Source organism: Alteromonas nitratireducens, assembly GCF_040812025.1.
Classification (GTDB): domain Bacteria; phylum Pseudomonadota; class Gammaproteobacteria; order Enterobacterales; family Alteromonadaceae; genus Alteromonas; species Alteromonas nitratireducens.
The window spans coordinates 19198-43799 of sequence record NZ_JBFNPK010000001.1; the positions used below are offsets into that span (position 1 = coordinate 19198).

At 54.1% G+C, this 24602-nt stretch carries 21 protein-coding genes and 1 tRNA gene; 18 read left to right on the forward strand and 4 right to left on the reverse strand.

From position 1 onward, the window contains the following. The first annotated feature begins 282 nt into the window (after positions 1–282). Positions 283–678, forward strand: coding sequence for a hypothetical protein (locus AB1N33_RS00095; protein ID WP_411269489.1), 396 nt, complete (start codon positions 283–285; stop codon positions 676–678). A gap of 79 nt (positions 679–757) precedes the next feature. Then, a tRNA-Pro gene (locus tag AB1N33_RS00100) sits at positions 758–834 on the forward strand. A 196-nt stretch (positions 835–1030) separates the two neighbouring features. Here AB1N33_RS00100 and AB1N33_RS00105 read toward each other — a convergent pair. Next, entirely contained in the window at positions 1031–1609 is a 579-nt protein-coding gene (locus tag AB1N33_RS00105; RefSeq protein ID WP_411269490.1) for a carbohydrate binding domain-containing protein, read from the reverse strand. Between the two features lie 306 nt (positions 1610–1915). On the opposite strand from AB1N33_RS00105, the gene AB1N33_RS00110 reads away from it, so the two are divergent. Continuing rightward, positions 1916–2893, forward strand: coding sequence for an FAD:protein FMN transferase (locus AB1N33_RS00110; RefSeq protein WP_411269491.1), 978 nt, complete (start codon positions 1916–1918; stop codon positions 2891–2893). A 40-nt stretch (positions 2894–2933) separates the two neighbouring features. Here AB1N33_RS00110 and AB1N33_RS00115 read toward each other — a convergent pair whose 3' ends face one another. From AB1N33_RS00115 to AB1N33_RS00125, 3 genes are read right to left on the reverse strand one after another with little or no spacing between them, the layout of a single operon-like run. Beyond that, positions 2934–4553, reverse strand: a complete 1620-nt coding sequence (locus tag AB1N33_RS00115; protein WP_411269492.1) for a hypothetical protein — start codon at positions 4551–4553, stop codon at positions 2934–2936. 9 nt (positions 4554–4562) lie between these two features. Further along, positions 4563–7043 (reverse strand): LamG domain-containing protein, encoded by a 2481-nt coding sequence (locus AB1N33_RS00120; protein WP_411269493.1) that lies wholly within the window; start codon positions 7041–7043, stop codon positions 4563–4565. Between the two features lie 3 nt (positions 7044–7046). Next, a complete protein-coding gene (locus AB1N33_RS00125; RefSeq protein ID WP_411269494.1) occupies positions 7047–8300 on the reverse strand; it encodes a hypothetical protein in 1254 nt (417 codons plus the stop codon). An 826-nt stretch (positions 8301–9126) separates the two neighbouring features. Between AB1N33_RS00125 and AB1N33_RS00130 the strand changes: the two genes are divergently transcribed. From AB1N33_RS00130 to AB1N33_RS00200, 15 genes are all read left to right on the forward strand, one after another. After that, positions 9127–11832: an HzsA-related protein gene (locus AB1N33_RS00130; protein WP_411269495.1), complete on the forward strand. Its 2706-nt coding sequence runs from the start codon at positions 9127–9129 to the stop codon at positions 11830–11832. Positions 11833–11836: 4 nt separating this feature from the next. Further along, positions 11837–12577, forward strand: coding sequence for an SH3 domain-containing protein (locus tag AB1N33_RS00135; protein ID WP_411269496.1), 741 nt, complete (start codon positions 11837–11839; stop codon positions 12575–12577). Beyond that, positions 12547–13182: an outer membrane beta-barrel domain-containing protein gene (locus AB1N33_RS00140; protein ID WP_411269497.1), complete on the forward strand. Its 636-nt coding sequence runs from the start codon at positions 12547–12549 to the stop codon at positions 13180–13182. The genes AB1N33_RS00135 and AB1N33_RS00140 overlap by 31 nt, the downstream gene beginning before the upstream one ends. Before the next feature lie 11 nt (positions 13183–13193). Then, positions 13194–13718 carry a TlpA family protein disulfide reductase gene (locus AB1N33_RS00145; protein ID WP_411269498.1) on the forward strand — a complete coding sequence of 175 codons (525 nt, stop codon included), beginning with the start codon at positions 13194–13196 and terminating at the stop codon, positions 13716–13718. A gap of 2 nt (positions 13719–13720) precedes the next feature. Continuing rightward, positions 13721–13966: a DUF4266 domain-containing protein gene (locus AB1N33_RS00150; RefSeq protein WP_411269499.1), complete on the forward strand. Its 246-nt coding sequence runs from the start codon at positions 13721–13723 to the stop codon at positions 13964–13966. Then, positions 13953–15092: a DUF3570 domain-containing protein gene (locus tag AB1N33_RS00155; RefSeq protein WP_411269500.1), complete on the forward strand. Its 1140-nt coding sequence runs from the start codon at positions 13953–13955 to the stop codon at positions 15090–15092. The genes AB1N33_RS00150 and AB1N33_RS00155 overlap by 14 nt, the downstream gene beginning before the upstream one ends. 10 nt (positions 15093–15102) lie before the next feature. Further along, the gene (locus AB1N33_RS00160; protein ID WP_411269501.1) at positions 15103–15690 is read left to right on the forward strand and encodes a hypothetical protein; all 588 of its coding nucleotides are present in this window, start codon (positions 15103–15105) and stop codon (positions 15688–15690) included. A gap of 6 nt (positions 15691–15696) precedes the next feature. After that, positions 15697–17751, forward strand: coding sequence for a tetratricopeptide repeat protein (locus AB1N33_RS00165; protein ID WP_411269502.1), 2055 nt, complete (start codon positions 15697–15699; stop codon positions 17749–17751). Beyond that, positions 17744–20689: a tetratricopeptide repeat protein gene (locus AB1N33_RS00170; protein ID WP_411269503.1), complete on the forward strand. Its 2946-nt coding sequence runs from the start codon at positions 17744–17746 to the stop codon at positions 20687–20689. The genes AB1N33_RS00165 and AB1N33_RS00170 overlap by 8 nt, the downstream gene beginning before the upstream one ends. Continuing rightward, positions 20673–21389, forward strand: a complete 717-nt coding sequence (locus AB1N33_RS00175) for a tetratricopeptide repeat protein (RefSeq protein ID WP_411269504.1) — start codon at positions 20673–20675, stop codon at positions 21387–21389. Before AB1N33_RS00170 ends, AB1N33_RS00175 begins: the two co-directional genes overlap by 17 nt. Then, positions 21386–21700 carry a hypothetical protein gene (locus AB1N33_RS00180; protein ID WP_411269505.1) on the forward strand — a complete coding sequence of 105 codons (315 nt, stop codon included), beginning with the start codon at positions 21386–21388 and terminating at the stop codon, positions 21698–21700. The genes AB1N33_RS00175 and AB1N33_RS00180 overlap by 4 nt, the downstream gene beginning before the upstream one ends. Positions 21701–21815: 115 nt before the next feature. After that, entirely contained in the window at positions 21816–22481 is a 666-nt protein-coding gene (locus AB1N33_RS00185) for a MotA/TolQ/ExbB proton channel family protein (protein WP_411269506.1), read from the forward strand. A gap of 3 nt (positions 22482–22484) precedes the next feature. Continuing rightward, positions 22485–23060, forward strand: a complete 576-nt coding sequence (locus tag AB1N33_RS00190) for an ExbD/TolR family protein (protein ID WP_411269507.1) — start codon at positions 22485–22487, stop codon at positions 23058–23060. Then, positions 23057–23590, forward strand: a complete 534-nt coding sequence (locus AB1N33_RS00195) for an ExbD/TolR family protein (protein WP_411269508.1) — start codon at positions 23057–23059, stop codon at positions 23588–23590. Before AB1N33_RS00190 ends, AB1N33_RS00195 begins: the two co-directional genes overlap by 4 nt. After that, on the forward strand, positions 23587–24564 hold the full coding sequence (locus tag AB1N33_RS00200; protein ID WP_411269509.1) for an AgmX/PglI C-terminal domain-containing protein: 978 nt from the start codon (positions 23587–23589) through the stop codon (positions 24562–24564). Before AB1N33_RS00195 ends, AB1N33_RS00200 begins: the two co-directional genes overlap by 4 nt. Positions 24565–24602: the final 38 nt, after the last annotated feature.

A 24602-nucleotide genomic window follows, 5' to 3' on the forward strand; every position in this document is an offset into this window, starting at 1 on the left:
ACTGTTAACACCATCGGAAATACATGATGTCAGTGGCGCCCGATTCAATCGGGTTGCCTTCAAACTAATTGACTGGGCCATTTCAGGTGCAGCGTGGGAAGGAATGAGCTGGGTTTTCTCTCAGGAGAGAAGAACCAGCAGCGGAGGACAGATGAATAGTGCGCGCCGTTCTACTATGTACGGCTAATGCTTTCCTTTGCTCGGTTAACGCAGTATTCACCCATTGCTTATGCTTTGTCTGCAGCAGTATTTACGTGCTGTTCTGGCTGGTTTATTGCGTGGGTGATATACCTGCTCAATCCGTCTTTGATTGAATTGTCAGATCCCTGGCATGGCGATCCGTACTCATTTACGCATGTTTTCGGGCTGGTTGTGGTAGTTGTGCTGATTGAAAACATACTTGTTACCGGATTAGCTGAGCTGATTAAAAAGACGGGAATACACAACCTGGCTACCGTGCTTGTTATTGCTTTGTTGGCCGGCGCATTGCACGCAGTACAGGCATTTGCATGGTTTTTTCCTGCATTTTTATCATTTTTTGTTCTGACATTTTCTTATCTTTTATGGCGAAGCGTGAACAAACGAACGGCATTTGGCGTGATTTTTATCATCCATAGTGTGAACAACCTGCTGGCGATCAGTCCGTATTATTTATTCGCAGAGCAGAGTTGGCTATGAAATCGTCACCTGATTTGTCTTCAGGGAATAATGGATTGCATTGATAAAAAAATTCAGTACACTTAGCGGCTCTTTCGGTCGGTGTGTAGCGCAGCCTGGTAGCGCACTGTCATGGGGTGTCAGGGGTCGGAGGTTCAAATCCTCTCACACCGACCAACTTCTCTCTTCCCCACGTTCAATAATCCAAATTTGAAAAGCGCCTTAGATATAGGCTGTTTTCCGCATTGCTGTTTCGTGTACAGTTGTCCTTAACCTGCTTTACAAAGATTCTTACACATTGCGTCAGCGTGCCAGGATAGTCGCGAGAAATAAAAAAGGGAGCCGAAGCTCCCTCATTAAAAACCAGATTGGCTTAGTGCTTTCTGAACTTACGAATGAACAGTAAAGACAAACCGAGCAGACCGATAGTTGCAGGTGTCGGTACTTGTTTCAGAGACACGTTATCAACGATGGCGCCGGAATTATCCACCGGGCCCGTTGTGGTGAAGAAGATCGCAGCTTCAAAATCTTCAGCAGCGGTAAATGTGAAAGTTACCCACTGCGTTACCGTTGAGCTCAGATAGCTGATATCTGCAATGCTCTGGCTGTAGCCGCTGACATCGAACAGACCGAAGAGAATACCGTTACTGCCGTTAGGGTTCGTGTTGTTACCCAGCAGGAAAGACAGTTCGTACGTAGTGAGTGCGTCAAAAACAAAAGACTCTTTGGTAACGATGGTGCCATTTGCGTTGGTGCCACCCAGGTCAATCGAAATGCCCGGAAGTGCAGAGCCAAAATTCCACAAATCCACATTACCTGAGGTAACCAGCCAGTTTCCAAACGACGTGCTGACAGTCTGGTTGCTACCTGTTCCAAAATCGTCTTCGAAAATAATTGCAGAGTGTGCGCTGGCGGTGAAAAGCATAATTAAAGAAATTACTGCATGCTTCATACTACTTCCTATAAATGGTTAATAACTGAATTGGTTATATGTGTTGGTATAAGCCAGTTTTGTGCCATTTTAATAAACCTATTTTAAAACATTGGGTTATCTTTATTTTTGCTCGCCTTTTTTATGGTGGGTGTAAATAATCCTGACACTCTTTAAATGACGGGGATGCGTCAGCTTCATTGTCGTCTCTAGCGTTCAATGATGGTGAATACCTGCGTCAAAACGTACCCACTTATCGGCTGACAGACGGTTTTTTCATGATGACATGGTAAGCTGTCAGTATTGCACTTCAGGTAAGACAAAGTGATGCGTCAACGTTTCTTCAGATTATGGTCGGCTCTGCTTATTTTTATGGGAGCCTGCAGTGTTACCCATGCCGAATGGTACTGGGGGGATGCCAGTATCATGGGAACCAATATCGAGGTTCAGGTCTGGGCGGACTCTCAGGCGGAAGGTGACCAGGCTATTCAGGGTGTTTTTGATGAAATGGAACAGGTCAACCAACGAATGAGCCCCTACATTGAAAGCAGTGCAGTGGCTCAGGTTAACCGCCATGCCAGCACCCGGCCGGTCACGGTCGACCCGGCGACCTACAGCGTGATAAAGCAGGCGCTTGCGGTAAGTGAGCTTACTGACGGGGCGTTTGATATTACCTTTGCCAGTGTTGGTTTTATGTATGATTACCGTCATAAAACCCGGCCGGATGACAGTGCAATCAGCCAGAACCTCGGCGCAATTAATTACCGTTTCATTCAGTTGGATGACGCAGAGCAAACCGTATTTTTTACCCACCCGGACGTAAAAATTGACTTGGGCGGCATTGCCAAAGGGTATGCGGTTGACTGCGCCATTGTGGCACTGCAGCAAATCGGTATCGAACATGCGCTGGTAACCGCGGGTGGCGATACCCGGTTACTTGGCGATCGGCGCGGTCGCCCCTGGATAGTGGGGATCCGCGACCCGAGAAACGACGAGCGCCAGGCGGTGAAGTTACCGCTGGAAAGTACCGCCATTTCTACGTCTGGTGACTACGAACGCTTCTTCGAAGAAGATGGCGTGCGTTATCATCATATTCTGTCGCCTAAAACAGGAAAGTCGGCGCAGGAAGTGCAGTCGGTCTCGGTGATTGGTCCCAGCAGTACCATGAATGATGCGTTGTCCACGTCAGTATTTGTGCTTGGTGTGGTTGACGGGATGGACCTGATCAACCGCTTGCCCGACGTGGAAGCGATTATTCTGGATAACCAGCGAAAACTGCACTATTCATCAGGTCTGACCCGGTAGCGCGGTCAGAACGCACTCCCGGACGAGAAGGGCAGGCCGGCTACAGCCGGCCATTCACGATAGGCTCAAATGCGGTCAGGCTGTCCATCAGCGCACTGTTGCCCAGGCCATGGGCCGGGAACAGCTCGGCGAAGCGCCCCTGTTCGCCATGCAGCGCCAGATAGTTCAGTACCACTGTCTCAACCAGCAGGTTAACGTTATTAGCGGCGGGCGTAGATGCGGTCTCTACCGAACCGTCACTGCGCATGAAGCCCAGTTGCTGATGTTGCGCCCGGGCGTCGGCATTGGCGCCCATCAGCTGCGGCGCCCCGCCTGGGTTGTAGACCAGGAAAAAGGACGCTGACGTGGACGAGTTATCGCCGGTCCACACGCCTTTACCGCGTCCGTTTTCTGAGTCATCCACCATGCCGTTACTGAATACGGAGCCGTCGCTGCACACATACATCATTAACGGAACGCCGACTCGCGCTGCATATTCAAGGACGGCGCCCATACAGCGTCCGGCGCGGCGATCCCGAATTTCTCCCGTTGCGCGGCTGCCGTCATGATAATCATAGCCGCCCATCGTAATGGTACCGGCACCGGCGAAGCCATTGATTACCAGCTTCATAACCGAGGCGGTCTTGCGAAACTCACTGTCGCCGTTAAATTCTTCTTCTGTAAAAATACCGCCATCACCCACAATCTGCGGGTCAAGGGCCGGGTTTAGTGTGGCCGGATCGCCAAAGCGGTCAGTGATGTCAGCACTTTTCACATAGCCGCAGCGCACCATGTCTTTAATGACTTCGTCGGAAGAAATGCGGGTGTCAACCCGGTTTAATTTCATATCACTGATGCGCTGAATGGACTCCATCACGGTGACCGAATCCTGTTGGCTGAGTAAGCCAACGAGGTCGCCGGTGTCTACCAGCCCGGTAACATCCGAAGGACGGTCAATCTTGGTCGGACGTACGGCGCTGTCAATCATTGCCGCAGGCGCCATGGAGTTACCGCCGGAGTCACTGTTACGCGATCCTATCAGAGTAAGCAGCGAGCCATCTGCACCCGCACGGTTAATGCCATACATCGGATTGTGTGGATTATTGCCGGTGTCATTTTCTGAGCGGGCAGGGATCACCGCCCCGTTGATGTTCGCCCGGTTTGTTACGCTCACTTTATCCAGAATGCCATGCAAAAAGGCGCTGTCGCTGTGAAAAGCCAGACCAAGCTCATTATTGATAAAGTCGGACAGACCGGTGTCAGGGTTGGCAATGCTGGGGATCATATCTCCCGGCAGCCCCTGGCGGCTGTATCCCGCGGTACTGAGAAAATCCAGCTGACCGCCGCGGCCGCCAACCAGCACATTGGAACCTGCGATGTTTGCGCCACCGGCCAAATCGAACACAATAAAAGGAATTTTCCCGGCGCCCTGGGAGGCAATACCGCAGGTGGCCTTAAGGGCTTCAAGATCGGCCGAGAGTGTCGCATGAGCCTGCTTTGGGTTAGCAAACAGACTCAGTACCGAGCCCCCGGTTACGACGGCCGCCCCCGTACAAAAGCCCTGCGCAATGAATTCACGGCGGCTCATCGGGCGGGAATGATCCAGATGATAGAGCGGCGCATCAGGGCTTGAGGCCTGTTTGGGCCGTTTTTTGAAAAAGTGAGAGGTAAGTTTTCCCATGAGCGGTTCCTACTGAATCAACATTGTGGCACTGCCCAGCACGGCAGCACAGCTGGCTTTGGCGACGGTACGGGTATACTTAACGTCACACGACGTCGCGCTGGTGCACGCTGTCAGGCGATCAATCAGCTGATTCACCTCATCGCTAACCAACGCAGTATCGGCTTGTGTGGCGATATTGCTGCCAAGCATGGTCGAAAGAATGGGGTTAACCACGCTATCCCGCCGGCCGCCATCGTATGCGGTATCTGCGGGCCGGCTGAAATCGAAGTCCGGGAAATAGGCGGTTCTCAGGCTGTCGGTTTCAATTAGCGTATCGCAGTAGCGAATGGCCAGTTGTGTGATAGCCATCTGGTTCGCCGCCACAAAGCCGGTGATACCGGTTTTGGCGGGGAGCTGCTGTTTTAACTGGTTGTAAGTGTCATTGACGGCTGCATTATCCATCGGTACGCCGGTCAGTGCCGACATGGTGGCATGAATTTCGGCAAAGTGACGAAGCCCGATATCTGGCTGCGCTGGCAGATCGGCCGGGACAGCCGGCGCCGGAGGCAGGGCATCAATACGCACATCGGTATGTTCACCCAGTACTTCAAAGGTCAGGAAAAACTCGTCCAGCTCAGGCCCTTTTTCAAGCGGGATAATGGTGCCCTGGCGTGACAGTGGCTGACCGCTGCCTGCCGTATAATCATCGGCATTGATGGTAACTGACAGCGGAGAGAACACCTGTCCCGCAAACGACTCCCTGCCATTAATACCAATACGCATGCCTTCTACCGGCACGCGGGTAATGTTGGCGTTGTCGTCAAGCGAGATAAAAAACGGTTCAGTGAACAAGTAGCTGTAACTGTCATACTGGCTGGCTTTCAGCACAATGTAACTATCCGGAATGTCGATTAAATCGCCAATGCCGAAGAGCAGAAAATATTGCTGGCCGACACCGGCATCAAAATTCTGTGCAATCTCTGTGTCACTGAGCACACGGTTATGAATGGCAACCATACGCAGCGTGCCCGCCCATGGGATCCCGCCCGACACTTCATTACCAAGCACAAACGCAAAACTGTCATCCCAGTCAAGCAGGTTGCCGCCCTCTACAGTATCGGTGACACCGGTAAACGCGCCGTTGACATATATTCGCCGGCGGTTGTTCGCGTCATAGTTCACCACCACATGCTGTAATGCGGCCTGCAGCACTTCATCGTCATCGTCGGTTGAGAGTGCCGGCTCACCATTGCCATCGGTATTCGCCTGACGCAGCAGTACGTCATAGTTGTAGAGGGTTTGTCCCAATGTGAAGTTTCGCCGGTCGTTGCCGCCGGAGTAACTGACAATCCTGGCAGGACCTTCCTGTGTCACGTTCGCAGGCGTCACCCAGGCCTCAATGGCAAACTCACCGCCACCCAGAATTAAATCATACAGTTTGCGGCTGTCTGACGTACTGCCCTGGGCTTTGCCGTTACCGAACCGGATGCCGTACCCGCCGACCCAGCTGTAGTCGCCTGACAGGGTCAGGTCAAGAGCAGGGTCAACGCCCGAGGTATCAAAAGCGGTATTGCCTGAGCCGGTTTTAAATTCCCACTTGGCAATGGTGTTTTGTTCAAAGCGTCCGCCACCGCTGGCCAGCGTGCCCTCAAACAGGGTCAGCGCTTTAGAATTCACCAGATTATCGGCAAGCTCGGTAACCGGAATTTGATCTGCCATCGCAATAATGGCGTCGCGCACACTGGCGGCATCGTCGCCACAGTCGCTCCAGCAATTATGAAACTCATCGCGCAGTCGCACGACGAAGCGAGAGTCCTCAGGTACATCAAGGTTTATCCGGTCTTTAGCAGCCTCATAGGCTTCCATAATGTCGCTGGAGGCAAAATACGGCGAAATCGGGATAGTTGCACTGTTACTGTGGCAACTGGCACAAAACTGCTCAAGAATTGGATACACAGTGGTTTCGTAAAGCGCCGGGCTTTCCGGAAAGTTGCGCGTCGAACCGGGATCACGCTCAACCGGTGCCTGCAGTTCAATTTGGGTCACCTGACTTTGCGCCTGCGCCAGTGCAGCCCAGTCACTGATCCACGTTGTCATAATGTCAGCACAGGCACTGTCGCTGGTTAGCCAGCAGTTATGGCCACCAGCCACTTTCTCAACCAGCAAAGACTGATCAGGCCGTGACAAATCCACCAGTGCGCCGGTGTCTGAGTACGCCAGGTTGATATCGTCATTTCTGGCAAACGTCGGCGACTGCTGACCCTGAATGTGGCACGCGCCGCAGCGGTCCGACGTGGCAATATTGTCCCACAGGGCCTGCTTGAAATGGGCAACATCATCGGTGCTTGGCGCCGGACCCGAATAATTGACAACCGGCTCTTCTGACGGCGGAGGAAGTGGTGTACTGGTTATCTCAACATCGCCTCCGCCACAGGCCGTCAGCAGAGCAAGCAGCGCGCTGATAACCATACTGCGGGGAAAGCGGGCAGGCTGGGCAAATGAATGCATGGTCTATTCTCCCTTACAGTAGCTGGCGGCCTGGGCAAACACAGATTTGATGCGGTAACCGCCCGCAGTGAAGTCGTCGGTCATCTGCGTAATCTGGTCTCTGTCGCTGGCATCCTGAGGGGAGCGCAGGCACACTTCTTTGAACACTTTGGTAACCTGGCAGGACGCAAATTTTCGGCTGTTTGCCAGTTCCTCACCCATAGATTTGGCCCCGTTACCACTGCCCGGAAGGCTGTCTGACCAGCCAAGATTGTAATTGGGACCTGAGCGCCAGTAGTTGTCCCAGCCGTCATCCGTTGTGATGTAGCCATGCACAAAATTGTTGCTGTTGATCCAGTATTTTTCCTGCACGCGCAGGCCGGTTACCGGATCGGTCTGTCCGGCACGGTTGTACGCCAGAGCGCCAAAGTCGCCGTCGGGATCAGCGTCAGCATCATAGTCATAGTCGTAATAGGCAAAGGCCTGCGCAAGCGGATCCATGCCCGAGTGACAGCTGACACAGTTGTTGTGAAATAAGCGACTGTCCCCGCCGGGGCTGCGGCTGACATCCTGGCGAATGCGATCGGGCGGACGGGTAATATCGGCGACGCCTTCAAGGTCGGTGCACAGATGGTTTATCAGGGTAAAGCGGAACATGGCGCGGTTTGTTCCATCGATAAAAAACGCCCTCGCTGCCGCCCGGGTTGTCATCACGCCAGCAGTTGCCTCGGCGGGTAAGCCGGTAACTGATGACTGGGCGGTACGCACCAGGTGTTCGCTTAAGTCGACAACCTGATCCTCCATTGCCTGATAATGCACGTTGTTACTATTGCTGTAGGCGGGCAATCCCAGTCCGTTTTCACCCACGTACAAAATGTCGCCACTGAGCACCTGTCTGAAGTCAACATCGTCCCTGACCATGCCAATGACGGTTGCAATATAGTCGTTCAGCGGGACAAATTTATCGAAGGCCTCGTTGGTCCATGGGGCCGCCCAGGTTTTTAGCGTGGTGTTGTAGAATGCGGGGTTTTCCATCGCAATATAGGCAGCCGCGACGGCATTGCCTGCCTCAATTTCCAGCTGCATTGCCGATAATACGGCCTCACTGGCGGGGACGCCTGCCAGCCTGTCGTGCATTCTTGCGGCCTGCTCCCGTGGACCGGCAACAGCCCCCGTTACAGTAAGCGCCATAATGCAAAGCGCAAGAGAAAGCGGTCTGAGTCTGCCCGAAGCGGGATAGGTGGCACGAAGCGCCGAAGATAAAAACAAGATGCGCACAGTCTTTGCTCCTGATGACGGCAACTTTTCAATAAAAGCAATCGCGTGATGATCGATAAATAGCGTCTTTGTTAGTTAGGTGTTTTTTTTAATAACTTATTGGGGCTGCGTGTTATCTCCGTATTGTTGTATTTGCATGCAATTGATGCGCAGGTTTTGTCCGGGTTATCGGCTGCTTTTATTTCATTTTCGGCTCATCCCTGGCGGTAATAATGGATTAAAAAAATTGTCGGGCCCGATGTCAGATATTGCATCAGTGTCTGCCGGTGTCACTTCACGCGATTTGTCATACGCGTGTTAGTTGCTATTGATAATAGCCAAATCAAAAATCAGGCCAGGCCATAAAAATCAAGGGGTGTGGAGGGTGGTCAGGGGCTGGGGATGCGGAAATGTGGTCTAAGGTGTCTTATTTTTCACACACGCGGCGCTGGAAATGCCATCAAATTTCCCGCATGAAAACCGGATGTCAGACAAATAATATAAGCAGCTTAACGCGTTACCAAGGGTGTGCCTTTTTGGAAACGCTAACCGGATGACATCCCATCAATGATAAAAATTTTACTTTTTTTATGCCGGTTTAAGACCCGGTTTATTGTGTAAGACGGGTCAGTTTTTGGTGTGAAAGGTATGAGTGGGTATATCTTTTTATGATTATCTAACTTGTGAGCTTCGGACAGTGGTGAAATTCTGTTAAGCAGGAAAGGTAACGCGTACGACCTGTTCGTCACTTAGCCTGTGTCGCCGTTTCTCCACAGTTACGGGGGCCTCAGGCGCGTTGATATACTTTTATACCGGCTGACACGGCTGGGAACGACCGGAATTCACAATGGCAGTAATACGCTTCACAACCAGAGCTCGACGGACAACAGTATTGCTGTTTGGCACCCTCGTGCTTCTTGGTGGCTGTGGTGAGTCGGTTGTGACGCAAAGCAACGATGAGCCGGATCCGGTTGTGGTTGATATTCCGGTTGCGTTTATCAAACGGACGCTGCCAACCGACGACAATGGCGAACCAGTAAGCAGTGACTTGCGTGAGCCGAATCAGTTTGTTCCCGGCGCTGCGCTCTACCTCAAAGCACGGGCCTCGGTCAGCAGTGAAGAAGTCAATATTACCGATCGTGCGTTCATCAGTGCAGACACCCCAGTGGACGCGGACGGTAATCCCGTCGTTCCTCCCTATGACGTAAAAGATATTGAGGTCTCGTACGATGGTACCCGCCTGGTGTTTGCCATGCGTGCGCCCGAGATTGAGGATGCCAACGATGATGAGCAGCCGACCTGGAACATCTGGGAATATGACCGGGTAACCGACGAACTCAGGCGCGTTATTGCGTCAGACATTGTTGCGGAGGCCGGGGATGACACCGGCCCGGTGTATCTGCCCGATGGGCGCATTTTATTCAGTTCTACACGTCAGCGCACCAATCAGGCTATTCTCATTGATGAAGGCAAAGCTCAATATGCCGGGCTGGAAGAGAGTTTACGTGTGGAAGCGTCGGTGCTGCATGTTATGGACGCCAACGGCGATGACATCACCCAGGTCTCTTTCAACCAGAGCCACGACACCGACCCTGTAGTCCTGCCCAGTGGCAAGGTGCTGTTTACGCGCTGGGATCGCGCAGCGGGTGACAAGGGCATGCATCTCTACCAGATGAACCCGGATGGCAGTCAGCTCGAAATTGTTTATGGTCGTCACAGCCACAGGCTTAACGATCGCACCGTGCACTTTGTGCAAAGCCGGATAACGCCGGACAATCTGGTGCTGGCTGCCGTCCGGGAGTACGAGCGCGATACCCTGGGTGGTAATTTTTATACGCTCGATACAGAAAACTACACCGACAACACCACACCGGTTGCCGGCAGCGACAGTCTTAGCGAGCCGGGTCAGACACCTGCGCTATTCGACAATATTGATACCCAGGCTGCAATTTCACCCGGCGGCTACGTGGCCGCGCTGTATCCGTTGTCAGATGGCAGTCGGCGTCAGCTTTTTTCCTGGAGTCAGTGCCGTGTGTACGATCCTGAACAGACGGTGGAAGAGGGCAAGACGCGCCGAATTTTACCGTGTTCACCAACGCTTCTGGAAAACCCGGAAATTGAAGCGGCTCCGGTACTCTATGGGCTGTGGATTTACGATCCACAATCCACTACACAGCAGGTGATTGCCAAACCGCAGGAAGGGATAGCTTATACCGAAGTGGTTGCTATGGAGCAGCGGGACTTCCCGGCAGACTATACCGCGGCAGACAGCATTGATACCGGACTGGCAGAGCAAAACCTGGGACGGATTCATATTCGCAGCGTGTATGACGTTGCCGGAGAAGACGTCACCAGCATGGGGCTCGAGGTGATGGCTAACCCTGCGCTGACGGCGCCTGATGACCGTCCGGTAAGGTTTGTGCGTGTCGTAAAAAGCGTGTCCATTCCGGATGATGATGTGGTCGAGTTGTCTAACAGCGACTTTGGTCCGTCGCGCAATCTGTTAATGCGTGAAATTATTGGCTACGCCGAGGTTGAACCTGACGGCTCGGTGATGCTGGATGTGCCCGCCAACCTGCCGTTGTCGTTAAGTTTTCTGGATAGCCGTGGCAGACGTGTTCTGCCGCGCCACGATAACTGGTTGCAGGTGGTTCCCGGCGAGGTAAGAACCTGTAATGGGTGCCATAGTGCAGATGACGCCCGTCCGCATGGCAGACAGCAGGCTGAGTACCCCTCAATCAATCAGGGAGCCCCCTCTACGGGAAGCGCACATCCGGGCGCAAATCCAGCGTTATTTGCAGATATCGGTGAGACCATGGCAGAAACCCGGTCACGCATAGTGGGGGCCATGTACCCGCAACCGGATATGACCTTTGAGGATGTCTGGGCTGATCCGGCAACCACCGCGCCTGCACCGTCTTTTTCCTATGCCTATGGCGACATGCAATCGGCTATTCCAGTGTCACAGAGCTGCGCGCAAAACTGGACTAGCCTGTGCCGGATTGTGATTAATTATCCGGATCATATTCAGCCTGTTTTCGAGGTTGACCGCAGCACCCTGGACGATGACGGCATGCTGGTCAGCGATCACACCTGCGTCAGCTGCCATACGCCGGTCAGTACCGACGGCGATGCACAGGTACCTGCCGGACAACTTGATCTGACAAACCAGCCTTCGCTGGATAACCCGGACCAGCTTACCGGTTTCCGCGAGCTGCTGTTTACCGACAACGAAGTCGAGGTGGTAGACGGTGTCCTGCTGGACAGGCTGGTGCAGGCAACAGACAGCAATGGCGATCCGATTTACGAACGGGATGAGGACGGCGAGCTGATCCTGGATCCTGACGGTAATCCTATTCCTGTGATGGTGCCGGTTCCGGTGCCACCGGCAGCGCGTGCCGCCAGTGCGCTTGCCAGTCAGCGTTTTTTCGACCTGTTCCTGACCGGCTCCCATGCCGGGTATCTGAACGATGCCGAATTGCGGCTTATCGCTGAGTGGCTGGATATTGGCGCGCAGTATTACAACAACCCGTTTGATGTACCGCAGGACTAGTGTAATGAACAGACTGCTGATGTTCGTGCTGGTGGTATGGGGGATAGCGGTTAACACCGTTCGCGCTGACGAGGTCAGCGTGAGCGTGGCAGAACCGTTTGCAGAAATGCATACCGGCCCGGCATCGGAATATCCGGTATTTCATGTGGTTGAGCGCGGCGAGGTGATTGTTGTGCTTAAAGCACATACGGGATGGTACAAGGTCAGAACGGCGGATGGCAAAGAAGGCTGGATAGCCCGCGCTTCGCTGATCGCGACACGTGACATGAATAACCGACCGGTCAGCGTGTCTGAGACCGGTTTTGATGGTTATCAGGCTCGTCAGTGGGAAGTGGGAATGCACGCCGGACGACTGGAAGACGTCAATATGCTGTCACTCAGTGCCGCCTGGTTCATGACTGAGAATATCAGTGCTGAAGTCAGTGCGGGACAGGCGCTTGGCGACTTTTCAGATAACCGGTTCTGGCTTGTTCGCCTGACTCACGACACGTTCCCTGACTGGCGCGCCAGCCCGTATTTTAGCCTCGGCGCCGGACAAATTCGCACTGAGCCCAGCGCGACGCTGGTGCAAATCGGTGCAGAAACCCGGACCAGTGACCTGTTGGAAGTAGGGCTGGGTGTTCGGGTTTACCTGGTAAGAAATTTTGTCATGCGCGCTGAGTACAAACGGCTGACAGCGCTGACCGCACGCGATGAACTTGAGGAGTTAAACACATGGTCTCTGGGCTTTTCCGTCTTTTTTTAGTGTCGCTGATGCTGGTCGCCGGGCTGACAGAGGTGCAGGCTCAGCAAACATCAACGCCGGTCATCGAACCGGATTTGGAGCGTCGCGATATTCGTGATGCCGACATTGACAGTGAAAATTTTGAAGTAGGCGTGTTTGCCGGTCAAATCAGCATTGAGGATTTTTCCTCATCACCGGTTGTGGGCGTAACGCTGGCCTACCACATTACTGAAAACCTGTTCGCTGAAGCCAGTTATGCGCAGGCCGAAGCCGGTAAAACCAGTTTCGAAATTCTCTCCGGTGGTGCCCCGTTCCTGACCGACGATGAGCGTGATTACACCTATTACGACCTGTCGGTCGGCTACAACTTCAACGGCGAACTCTTTATTACCGATGGCAGGGTGTTCAATACCGACTTTTACCTGACGCTGGGCGGAGGAAGTACCGATTTTGGCGGGGAAAGCCAGTTTACGCTCACGCTGGGGGGCGGTTATCGGGTGCTGTTGACCGACTACTTTGCACTGCGACTGGATGTGAAAGATCACATTTTCAGTACAGAAATCATTGGTGAGAAAAAAGACACGCACAACATTCAGTACACCCTGGGTGCAACCTTCTTTTTCTGAGGAGTCAGGCAATGAAATTTAAGCTTTTTGACAGTTTTTCAGGATTAACCGTCGCGCTGGCCGTTCTGCTGGTGCTGGCGGCAACAACCGCAACCGAAGCGGCCACATCAGAGTCCGGACAGCCCGCGGCAGACTTTACGCTAAAAAGCCGTAGCGGTGAAAACCTGCGTCTGAGTGAGGAAGCCGGCAACATTGTGATCGTGAATTTCTGGGCGTCATGGTGTGGCCCTTGCCGGGAGGAATTGCCGGCATTTGAGGCGCTATACCAGGAGTATGCCGATTTGGGGGTCACAATACTCGGGGTGAATGTTGATGATGACGCCAGCAAGGCCGACGTGCTGCTTGATGATATTACGGTGAGCTTCCCCGTGTTATACGACACCGCGGGGGAAGTGAGTGCGCTGTATGACGTGTCGGCGATGCCTACCACGGTGGTGATTGACCGGAACGGCAATACGCGTCTGGTACACCAGGGGTACAAGTCGGGCGATGAAAAACGTTACGAAAAAGCCATTAAATGGCTGCTGCGAGAATAACCATGCGATTGTCCAAACGCCTTGCTGTGGTTGTCCTGACTGGCGTGCTGACGAACGCCGGATGCACAAGCACCCTGACAGATATCGAGCCATGGGTAAAACCCTATGAGCGGAGCCATCTGGCCGACCCGATCATGAGCATGAACAGAAACCCCATTGCGCTGGCTTATACCAAGCACGTATTTGAAGCCCGTGAGGGGGCGCGCGGTGCAGATGGTGGCGCGGGAGGCGGCTGTGGCTGTAACTAAGCGCAATCTGCTGTTTACGCTGTTGCTGCTGAGCGTGAGTGCGCTGAGCCGGGCTGCCGTGCTGCCGCAGGACCGCTCTGATGCCATGTATCACAGTTATTCCGGCGATGGTGTCTCAATTGACGGTCCGTCGGTTCTGTTGCGTAAAAAAGTGGGTAACAAAGTGTCGCTGTCGGCGAATTATTATGTCGATACCATTTCTGGTGCGTCCATTGACGTGCGGGCGCAGGCCAGCGAGTACCGGGAAGAGCGCACCGAAACCACCGTTGGCGCAGACTTTCTGCATAACAAAACCCTGATAAATGTCAGCTACACCAATTCCAGTGAAAACGACTTCGAAGCCAATTCGTATCATCTCGGTATCAGCCAGGACTTTTTTGGTGACCTGACCACGTTGTCGATGAGTTATTCGCGCGGTGATGACGAAGTTCGCCGGCGCGGCGATGACAGTTTTCTGGAAGAGGCCAGCAGGCAGAAATTTGGTGTCGGGTTAACTCAGGTTGTCACGAAAAATCTGATTGTCGGTATTAATGCGGAAAACGTGTCAGATGAAGGCTATCTCAACAACCCCTACCGCGCCATCCGTTATCTGGATGCCGACAGTGAACGGGGGTTTTCGTTTACTACAGAAATCTACCCCAACACCCGCGTAAGTAACGCGTTTTCAGTGAACGCCAATTATTACCTGCCTTATCGCGCAAGTATTTACGGCGATGTGCGCTATTTCTCCGATACCTGGGGAATTACGGCGACCAATGTCAAAGTCGGATACATCCACACCATTGGCGATGCTTGGATCCTTGATGCTCATGTTCGCTTTTATCAGCAGGACCAGGCTGATTTCTATCAGGATCTGTTCACCCGTCGGGATGAATTCAATGTGATGGCCAGGGATAAAGAGCTGTCGACCTATTCCGGCGTCTCAGCCGGTGTCGGTGTCACCTACGAGTGGGCGTTTTCAGCAACGGCATACGTGAAGAAAAGCACGCTTAATCTGGAGTACGACTTTATGCAGTTTGATTATGACAACTTCAGAGACGTGACTGATGAGGCGCCGGTAGGCGAAGAAGCGCTGTTTGGTTTTTCTGCCAACGTACTGCGCGCTTATGTTTCAATCTGGTATTAAGGAGTCTGTTATGCGCGTCCAGCCTTTTTCAACGACACCTCGCAGGCCGTCACTGTTAAAAGCCATCGGCATCACGAACTGTCTGATGATAGTTGCGCTGGCCGTTGCCATTGCGCTCACCGTCGCATCCGCGACTGCCCGGGCGCAGGAGGCCGAACAACCCCTGACTGCGCAGATTGAGGATCTTAAACAGGCGCTGATTGCACTGAACCGCGACCTGTTCATTCTTGAAGAAGATTTACTGTATCCCTCCGGTACCCAGGTTGCGGTGTATTTGTCGATGGACGTGGGGGCGTACTTCAAGCTGGATGCGGTCGAGCTGAAAATCGACGATGAGACCGTCACTCACTATCTGTATACGCAAAAGCAGGTGAGTGCCTTGCAGCGCGGTGGCGTGCAGCGTCTTTATATGGGCAATGTTACGCAGGGAGAGCATGAGCTGACCGCATTTTTTATCGGGATTGGTCCGGAGAAACGTCCCTACAAACGCGCGGTGACCCTGTCGTTTGAAAAGGCCGATGAACCGCAGGCGCTGGAACTGAGTATCACCGACTCACCCGCAAAACAGCAGCCAGAATTTCTGGCAACCGTACTCTGAGCCGGTATGACGCAAATGCGGACACGGTTATCTTGGTCAGTGCTGATGTTGCTGCCGGTCATCCTGGCCAGGCCGTCACTGGCGGCCGGGGCGTCAGAGGCAGAGCGACAGCAGACAGCACGCTTTGGCGAGGCGATCTATTCATTGTACGTGGATGATCCACTGACCAGCCTGAGTAAGATGTCACAGGCACGACAGCAGGGGCTGAGCGACACGCAGAATATGACCCTCAGCCTGATGGAGGGGGGCGTGGCGCTGCATTACGGTATGCCGCGCCTGGCTGCGCAGCAACTTAACCAGCTGTCAGAACTGAAAAATAACCGTCAGGGGCCACTGGCACTTTACTGGCTCGCGCGTCTTAATTTTTCACAAGGTCGCTTAGCTGCTGGCATTGATACTTATGATGCCCTGCTGGCCGCCGATCCTGACACGGATTCAACCCTGTTAACCCCATCACTCTGGCATGAACTGCACTACCAGGCAGCCGAGGCCGCGATGCGCCTTGGCAGAGATGATTCTGCACGGTTCGGCGCGGCGTTACCGCCTGGTCATATTGGCCATCAGTATCTCGCGTATAACCACGCGGTAGCAGCGTATCAGCAAAACGACTTCGATACGGCGATGACAACATTCCAGCGCATTACTGATGCACTGCATGCAACGCGTGCGGCGACTCAAACCAGTCCGTCCTGGTTCGACTGGTCTTCCTGGTGGGCGGCAGATGACAGTGAGCCAGTGTCGTTATCAGAGACAGACGGGTTATTGGATCAGGTTTATCTGTCAAAAGGGCTGACAAGTATGGCGCAGGGCTACGTAGCCGATGCGCTTGATGCGCTGGCAAATATCAGCGGCAACGCATTAATCCGCGATGAGGCGCTGCTGCACTATGGCTGGGGGCTGGCAAATCAGAAAGACTGGCCAATGGCAATGGGAGTGTGGGACTTCCTGGCAAAACAGCCCGCCAATCTTTACACGCTGCAGGCGCGTCATGCGCTGGCTATCGGCTATATCCGGCAGGGCGGGGAAGTGCAGGCGCTTGAAGTGCTCACCGCGCTGGCAGACGAGCTGACTCTGGCGCTCGGGCAGGCCGAACGTGTTCGCAGTGCGATGCAACAGACCGGCTACTGGCAAAAGGTAGCCGGCAACGTTCACTCACTCGACGATGGCACGACTGCGCTCTCGCAAAGCGCTGGCTGGGATACACTCTGGCCAGGTGTGCATCAGGACGTATTGATTGCGTTACTGCTCAAAAACAACACACAACAGGATAACCTCGCGCAGCTTGAAACACTTTACGCGGTCGACGAACAACTGGAACAGCAGCACCGCACGCTGAATACGTTCGCAGTACTGCTCGATGAGCGTGATGCGACGCATGCCAGACGCGCGTCAGAAGTGACAGTACAGCCCCATGAAGAGCGCGTGAAGACATTACGCCACACGCTGAATGCCCTTAAAAGCCGGGTAGATGCTGCGGCCAGAGGGCTTGCCGACCCCACCGATGATCAAACCTACATCAGTGCACTTGCCACTTATGCTGATGAGGTCCAGCTTGGGTTGCTGGCGCGGCTTGAGCGCGCGAGCAGCCGTTATCAGCGGCTCGCACAGGCACGCACCCTGCGACCGTCTTATGCAAAACGGCTTAGTCGTCTGAAAGGGATTGTGATGTGGCAGCTGACCGAACAGAGCAACAAAGCGCAATGGCAGCATCAACAGGCACTGAGCCAGGCTGACGCTCTGCTCGATGAAGCGCTGGTACGACAGTCACGCTTTACGACATTACTGGCGAAGAACAATGTAACAGGCGCGCAGCGCGAACGCGTGGCATTACTGAGCGAGCGTGTGCGACACCAGCAAACCACAACCCGAACGCTGATTTCGGCACTTGAGACAACACTGACACAACAGGCCATGGCCGCTATTGATGCGCGTCATGACTACCTGACCAGGCAGCTGACCAGGAGCCGTCTGGCCATTTTGCAACTGCAGGATCGCTGGCGCGGTGCGTCAGAGGGGACTGTGACTCAGCGTACAACCGACGTGGAGGCAGGACATGAATAAGTCGCTGCCAGCGCTGACATGTGCGCCAATCCATCTGGTTGTGATTGCCACACTGGGGCTGTCTGGCTGCTGGATGACATCCCCGCAAACGCAACCGCCGACCGCCAATAACGGGGCGCCACTGCTGCGTTCACTGGCGGTAACTCCGCTGGTTGTCGAAAAAACAACGCTGGCGCCGGCTGCGCTTGGCACCATTCGTGATGGCTATGCGTCACTGATATCGCAGGTCGACGACAGCAGTCTGTCGCGACAGATAGCGCTTCGCCTGGCAGACGTTGAGATGCTGCTGGCGGAAGAACAGCAGATGAACGGTACTACCGGAGGCACTGACAGTGAGGCGGTGTATCAGCGTGCAGTGCGTGCGTATCATAAGGTGCTTGAGCAGTATCCTGATGAGACATCCAGGGCAGACGTGTTGTACCAGTTGTCCCGTGCCTACGAGTTACAGGGCAACCGCCAGGAAAGCGCCGCTCTGCTGAACGAGCTGCTTACCCTTCAGCCTGATTCAGTGTATGCCAGAGAAGCCTGGTTCAGACTGGGTGAAGCCTGGTTCAGTGAAGGGGATTATCGGCGAGCGGCAGAAGCGTACGGCAATGTGATTACAACAACTACGTATGACACGTTCCATACGATGGCCGCCTACATGCAGGGATGGGCGTATTACAAGTTAGAACGACAGCAGCAGGCACTCGTCGCATTTGACACTATGCTGACCGCCAGTTTTGCATCGACGACTGGCAGGCTGCCGGTCGCCGGCGATATACCCGATATCGACGGTTTGCCGAAGGGGCAGCAAAAGCTGGTGCGCGACAGTTTGCGCGTTATGGCACGTCTGTTTTCTTACCGCGGTAATGGGCAGGCGGTGACTGACTTTTACGACGAACAGGGCGACAAGCCACACAGCTATCTGGTTTACAATGAGCTGGCGCAGCAACATCTCGACAATGACCGTTATCTTGATGCCGCGGATGCGTACCTTGCGTTTGCCCGGACACATGCCGGACATCCCGAGGCAGTGCCTTTTTACGTAAAACATATCGATGCGTTTATTCTGGGCGATTTCCCCAGCGAAGTGATGTCAGCGAAAGCGGGGTTCATATCTACATTTGGTGCGGCCACGGGCAATTTTAATGCAGTAGCGCAGCAAAACAGAGAGCGCGCTGCACCCTATCTTCATCAGTATTTACAGGAACTCGCGCAGGCTCATCACAGCCTTGCCCAGCAACTGCAAAACCCTGAACGCCGGGACGACCTGCCGCCAGCATTAAAAAATCTGCCGGACACTGCGCTGCAGGCGCAGGCGATGCAGGCTTATGCCGATGCGGCAGGCTATTATCTTGAGTTCATCGACACCTTCCCGGACGATGAAAAACGGCCACGTATGCAGTTCAATCTGGCTGAAAGCTACTATCAGGCGGGCCAGTTTGCCAGCGCCATTATGCACTATGAGACCTTTGCCTATGCGTATCCTACGCACCCGCTTGCCAGCGACGGAGCCTACACGGCGCTGTTGTCGTATAAGGCTTTGCTTGACGAGGTGGGCAATGACGAGACAACGTCATGGCAGGAAAAACAGCGCAACAGCCGGGATGCGTTTATCAGCACCTTTGTTTCGGATCCGCGCGCCATCGCCGTGGTACAGACACTGATGCAGCAGCAATTCGACATCAGACAGTATCAGGATGCGCTGAACTACAGCCACTGGCTGCTGTCGCCTCCGGATGGCGTTGCACAACAACCTGACGCATCGGTGCAGCATTCAGCCCGGCTTGTCCAGGCGCACAGTTATTTCGGTCTGGAAAACTTTGTGGCGGCAGAGGCGAGCTACGCCAGCCTGCTGGCCAGCATGAAAAAAGACGATGAGGACTACGGGGCGCTGACACGCAACTATGCGGTCAGTATGTACAAACAGGCGCAACAGGCCGTTGAACAGAATGACCTGGCAACGGCGGTGCGCCATCTGAACAACATCATGACAACAACGCCGGATGTCGATGTGAGGATTACTGCCCAGTACGACGCGGCGACTTACCTGCTGAGTCTGCAGCGCTATGACGAGGCGCAGCGTCTGTTTGAGGATTTTGCCACCCGCTTTGCAGGACACGCGCTTACCGCGTCACTGGATACCAAGTTGCTGTTTATCTTCGAGCAAACACAGCAGTGGCAGCGTGCTGCCGATATTCTTTATCGTCAGTGGCAGCAAACGCCACAGCAGGATGCAGGTCGGGAAGCCCTGTTGCTCGCGGCTGACTACTTTGAAAAAGGCGGAGACAGATCACAGTCGTTGCCTGCGTATCGCACCTATGCGCACACCTATCCGGCGCCATTTGAAACAGTGATGGAAGTGCGTTTTACCCTTAGTGAGTTCTATCGCGAAAGCGGCGAGGACAGCAAGCGGCGATATTGGCTGAACAAGCTGATCAAAGGTCATGATGAGGCGGGATCGCAGCAGACACGCCGTTCCCAAACCCTGGCTGCTCAGGCCGCCATGGTATTTGCTGATGATGCCCGCAATGCCTTTACTGCGATTAAACTTACCCAGCCACTGGCAAAGCGTCTGCAACAGAAACGCGATGCGCTGACCCACGCGGTAACCGCGCATAACAAGGTACTTGCCTACGGCGTGCGTGACTATGTGACGATGGCCGGACACCAGCTTGGTGTGCTGTATCGCACGCTGGCGAAAGATCTGCTTGCCTCAGACCGGCCGGACGGGCTCTCGGCGCTTGAGCTTGAGCAGTATAACCTGCTGCTGGAAGAGCAGGCGTATCCCTTTGAGGAACAAGCCATTGCGCTGCTTGAGGCGAATGCCAGACGCAGCTGGGACGGGATATTTGATACGTGGGTACAGGCAAGCTTCACGCAGCTTTCAGAGTTGATGCCAGCGCGTTACCGCAAACCGGAATACAGGGAGGTGCTCAGTGCAGAACATTACTGACAAGTCGCGACCGTTTATTTCTTACCTGAGTGTTTTGCTACTTCTCATTGTCAGCGGTTGCAGTAGTGTTCCTGCGCCCGCACCGGATAGCACTGCCGCTGCCTTGCCGTCTGAACAGCCCGGCGCAGAGGCGGGTCAGGGCAGCGCGTACCACCTGGCACATAACGCGTATCAGATGTCGAAGCTGCCTTTCAGCGAAAAGCAGCAGGCCGCGTTCCGCGAGGCGCTGGCAACGTTTGAGCAGGGTGAGGCTGCTGAAGCCGAGCGCATTCTTATGCAGCTGACATCAGATTCGGAGCTCCCCTCGGCAGTATGGGTATTGCGGGGGGATATCGCGGCCAGTCAGGGGGAGCACTCACGGGCTGAGACGCACTATCAGGCCGCGCTAGAGAAAAACCCGAACAACTATTTTGCCCTCAATCGTCTGGGGACGTACGCGCGCGAAAGGGGCGAGTTCGGGCAGGCAAAAGCGCTCTATCTGCGCGCAATCAATGCATGGATGGGGTTCGCACCTGCCCATTACAACCTGGGGATCCTGTACGATCTTTACACCGGCAACAAAGCCGACGCACTGAACGAGTACCGAGTGTTTCTGACACTGGCAGAGGCCGACGGCAAACCACAGCGAATGAAACAGGTAACACGCTGGGTGACTGATCTGGAACGTCAGCTGGCCGCGGACGAGCGGGGGACACAATGACATCTTGCAAACACGTTTTATTTCTGGCGTTTACGCTCATGTTCTTCTGTGTCACGGCGCAGGCCGACCAGGACAATGACGGGCCGATTCGGCTTGAGACAACCATTCGCGGAAACAAAGAGCAGCCAAGCGTGCTCAGTATCGTGCCATGGCAATTACCCAAATACCGTAAAGTCGAAGGTGCACTCAGCTGGCAGCCGGCAGGCACGCCACTGACGCCACTGTCACGCGAACAATTCCTGCGTCAGCTCGCACTGACGCGGTATTTTCAGGAAAATCAGTCCGATGGCGCATCAGAACGCGCCCAATAGGTATTAATCCCGCTTGCTGTGTGGGCTTCACCATAACCAAAGCCCCGGAAAAATGCGGTAAAACAAGAAGCAGGCAGTCAATAGGTATCGGCTGCAATAAGCGTAAGGAAAAAGTATGCAAGTCTTCGAAATCATCGTGCGTTTTTTTCAGGAAGGTGGCCCCTTCATGTTTCCGATCTCAATTGTACTGGCAATAGGGATAGCTATTTCGATTGAACGGTATGTCTTTCTGAGCTCTGCGAAACGGGTCAATAAAAAAGCGTTTGCTGAACTTGAGCCGTTGCTGAGTCAGCAGAAATATCAGCAACTGGTAAAAATTGCGAACCAAAGCACGGCACCGATTACCCGGGTCATTGGTGCCGGTATCGCCCGACTGCAGGTAAGCCCGCGTCGTGAGGATATCGAGTATGCGATGGAAGAGGGGCTGATGGAAACCATTCCACGGCTTGAAAAGCGTACCCCGTATCTTGGCACGCTGGCCAATATCTCCACCCTGCTCGGGTTGTTAGGAACCATCATTGGCCTTATCGCGGCGTTCTCTGCAGTGGCTAACGCAGACCCGTCGGAAAAAGCCAGTCTGTTATCACAGAGTATTTCTGTGGCAATGAATACCACGGCATTCGGACTGATTGCCGCCATTCCTCTGCTCGGTTTTCACTCGCTGCTACAGACCAAAACCACAGAAATCGTCGACAGCATGGAAATGGCCGGCGTGAAATGCCTGAATGCGCTGATGGCTACGCGCGCGGTTCAGGCCCACAGCCGACAGTCAGACGAGTAAGTTATGCCAGTGCGCCGTACCCGTCATAAGAAACCCGACGCAGAGCTGGATATCACCTCGTTTCTCAATCTGATGATTGTGCTGGTGCCGGTGTTGCTCATGATGATGGTGTTTTCGCGTATCACCGTCGTTGAGCTCACCTTACCCGGCCTGGCCGCGCTGGGTGAGGGCGCTGAAATTGAAAATCAGCAGTTGGAAGTGGTGGTAACGCCACAGGGCAGTGCTGTGTATTTCCCGGCGGGGTATCTGATTGAGCAAATCCCTGCCGTTGCTGATGCCACAACCGGTACTGTGCAACAGAACTGGTCTGCCTTACAGCAGTTACTTAAGCAAATGAAGCAGACCCTGCTGGCGAAAGGCATTGAAAAAAATGACATTGTGCTGATGGTGGATGATCGTGTCGACTATCAGTCGGTAATTACCCTGCTGACAACCACCCGTGCGTATCCGGATGTGGTCGCTGCGTCAGTGGTCGATGCAGCGTTATTTCCCGAGGTGTCATTTGCTGATATCCCGGCAGACATGGCAACGCTGAGCTGGCCACCGGTTCAGGCTGTGCAGAGTGAGGGGGGGCAATGAAGCAGTCCGGAAGAGCCCGGCGCATGGCACGCAATCATAAACGTAATGCGCAACATGCCAGACTGAGCCTGGTATCACTGATGGATATTTTCACCATCCTGGTCTTCTTTTTGATGCTTAATGCATCCGATGTGCAGGTGCTCGACAACCACAAGTCGATCACCCTGCCAGAGTCACTGGCGGACACGCCCGCGAAAGAGACACTGCTCATCATGGTGAATAATGACAATATCGTGCTGCAGGGGCAGAAGGTGATGGCGGTCGAACAGGCACTTGCCACGAACGACGATACTCTGGGGCCGCTTAATGAAGAGCTGACCTACCATGCCAGTAAGCGCACGGCCGATCCGGCCGGGGTGCAGGATACGGCGTCACCAACCGGCAATGCGATTACTATCATGGGTGATAAGTCCGTCCCGTATGCGCTACTGAAAAAAATCATGACGACCTGTGCGCAGGCGGGCTATACCGATGTGTCGCTGGCGGTTGAACAGATCCTCGATAGCCAAACGCCGGGAGCCGCACAATGAGCAGCACCTACTTTCATACCCAGTTACCCTGGTCGTCCGGCGAAAAAGAAAATCGCACGTTTACGCGCATTACCCACAGCGTTCTGGCTGTTACCCTGCTTGGCGCAGTGATAGTGCAGTGGGTTAACCTGCCCGAGCAGACGCGTGAGGAAAAAGCTGCGTTGCCACCGCAACTGGCAAGAATCATTCAGCCGAAAGTGCCACCGCCACCGCCAGTGGTCGAGCCTGAGCCTGTCGTTAAAGAAACGCCGCCGGTGATCGAGGAAAAGCCTGAGCCAAAACCCGAACCAGAAAAGCCGAAGGTTGTCGAGGTCGAGAAACCGAAGCCTGCGCCCGCGCCAAAACCGGATGACACAGTCAGGCAGGCAAAAGAAACGGCTAGACAAAGTGGTCTGCTGGCTTATCAGGATACCTTTGCCGGTATGCGCAATGAGCTGAGTCTGGCAAATGTGGCAGACACAAAAACCATTGAAGGGGCAGGTAAGTCGGCGCAGACTCAGCGCAAGCGGATAGGTCAGGAGGTTGCTTCACAGGCCAGTGGCGGTCTTAAAAATGCCAGCATCAGCGAGACAATAGGGGCTCGCGGCGAGCTTGAGGGGCGCAGAACCACCGAGTTCTCGGCACCGGAAGCAGGCGCCGCCTCACTGGCAGCAAAACGCGTGGAAGAAGAGGCGAGAGTCATTGGTGACCGCGATCTAGAGGCTATCCGCAAAACCCTCGATGCCAATAAAGGCGCGGTTTACGCACTTTATCATCGCGCGCTCAGACAAAACCCGGATCTTGAAGGCAAGGTCGTCGTGTCGCTGACGATTGAGCCGGACGGTACGCTGTCGGTGGTTGATCTGATAAGCAGTGAGCTTAACGACAGCACGCTGGAGCAGAAGTTGCTGACACGTATACGTATGATTCAGTTTGGCGCACAAAACGTAAAGCAAACGAAACTGGAATACTCTTTTACTTTCTTACCTTACTAAAAGGAGAAGCGCCGTGGCGCTTCTCTTTGTTTTTAAGG

Bases quoted from the DNA above. Each gene is read 5' to 3' on its own strand.
- AB1N33_RS00105 (WP_411269490.1), bottom strand. From the start codon at position 1,609: ATGAAGCATGCAGTAATTTCTTTAATTATGCTTTTCACCGCCAGCGCA.
- AB1N33_RS00110 (WP_411269491.1), top strand. From the start codon at position 1,916: ATGCGTCAACGTTTCTTCAGATTATGGTCGGCTCTGCTTATTTTTATG.
- AB1N33_RS00115 (WP_411269492.1), bottom strand. From the start codon at position 4,553: ATGGGAAAACTTACCTCTCACTTTTTCAAAAAACGGCCCAAACAGGCC.
- AB1N33_RS00120 (WP_411269493.1), bottom strand. From the start codon at position 7,043: ATGCATTCATTTGCCCAGCCTGCCCGCTTTCCCCGCAGTATGGTTATC.
- AB1N33_RS00130 (WP_411269495.1), top strand. From the start codon at position 9,127: ATGGCAGTAATACGCTTCACAACCAGAGCTCGACGGACAACAGTATTG.
- AB1N33_RS00135 (WP_411269496.1), top strand. From the start codon at position 11,837: ATGAACAGACTGCTGATGTTCGTGCTGGTGGTATGGGGGATAGCGGTT.
- AB1N33_RS00140 (WP_411269497.1), top strand. From the start codon at position 12,547: ATGGTCTCTGGGCTTTTCCGTCTTTTTTTAGTGTCGCTGATGCTGGTC.
- AB1N33_RS00145 (WP_411269498.1), top strand. From the start codon at position 13,194: ATGAAATTTAAGCTTTTTGACAGTTTTTCAGGATTAACCGTCGCGCTG.
- AB1N33_RS00150 (WP_411269499.1), top strand. From the start codon at position 13,721: ATGCGATTGTCCAAACGCCTTGCTGTGGTTGTCCTGACTGGCGTGCTG.
- AB1N33_RS00160 (WP_411269501.1), top strand. From the start codon at position 15,103: ATGCGCGTCCAGCCTTTTTCAACGACACCTCGCAGGCCGTCACTGTTA.
- AB1N33_RS00165 (WP_411269502.1), top strand. From the start codon at position 15,697: ATGACGCAAATGCGGACACGGTTATCTTGGTCAGTGCTGATGTTGCTG.
- AB1N33_RS00170 (WP_411269503.1), top strand. From the start codon at position 17,744: ATGAATAAGTCGCTGCCAGCGCTGACATGTGCGCCAATCCATCTGGTT.
- AB1N33_RS00180 (WP_411269505.1), top strand. From the start codon at position 21,386: ATGACATCTTGCAAACACGTTTTATTTCTGGCGTTTACGCTCATGTTC.
- AB1N33_RS00185 (WP_411269506.1), top strand. From the start codon at position 21,816: ATGCAAGTCTTCGAAATCATCGTGCGTTTTTTTCAGGAAGGTGGCCCC.
- AB1N33_RS00190 (WP_411269507.1), top strand. From the start codon at position 22,485: ATGCCAGTGCGCCGTACCCGTCATAAGAAACCCGACGCAGAGCTGGAT.
- AB1N33_RS00195 (WP_411269508.1), top strand. From the start codon at position 23,057: ATGAAGCAGTCCGGAAGAGCCCGGCGCATGGCACGCAATCATAAACGT.
- AB1N33_RS00200 (WP_411269509.1), top strand. From the start codon at position 23,587: ATGAGCAGCACCTACTTTCATACCCAGTTACCCTGGTCGTCCGGCGAA.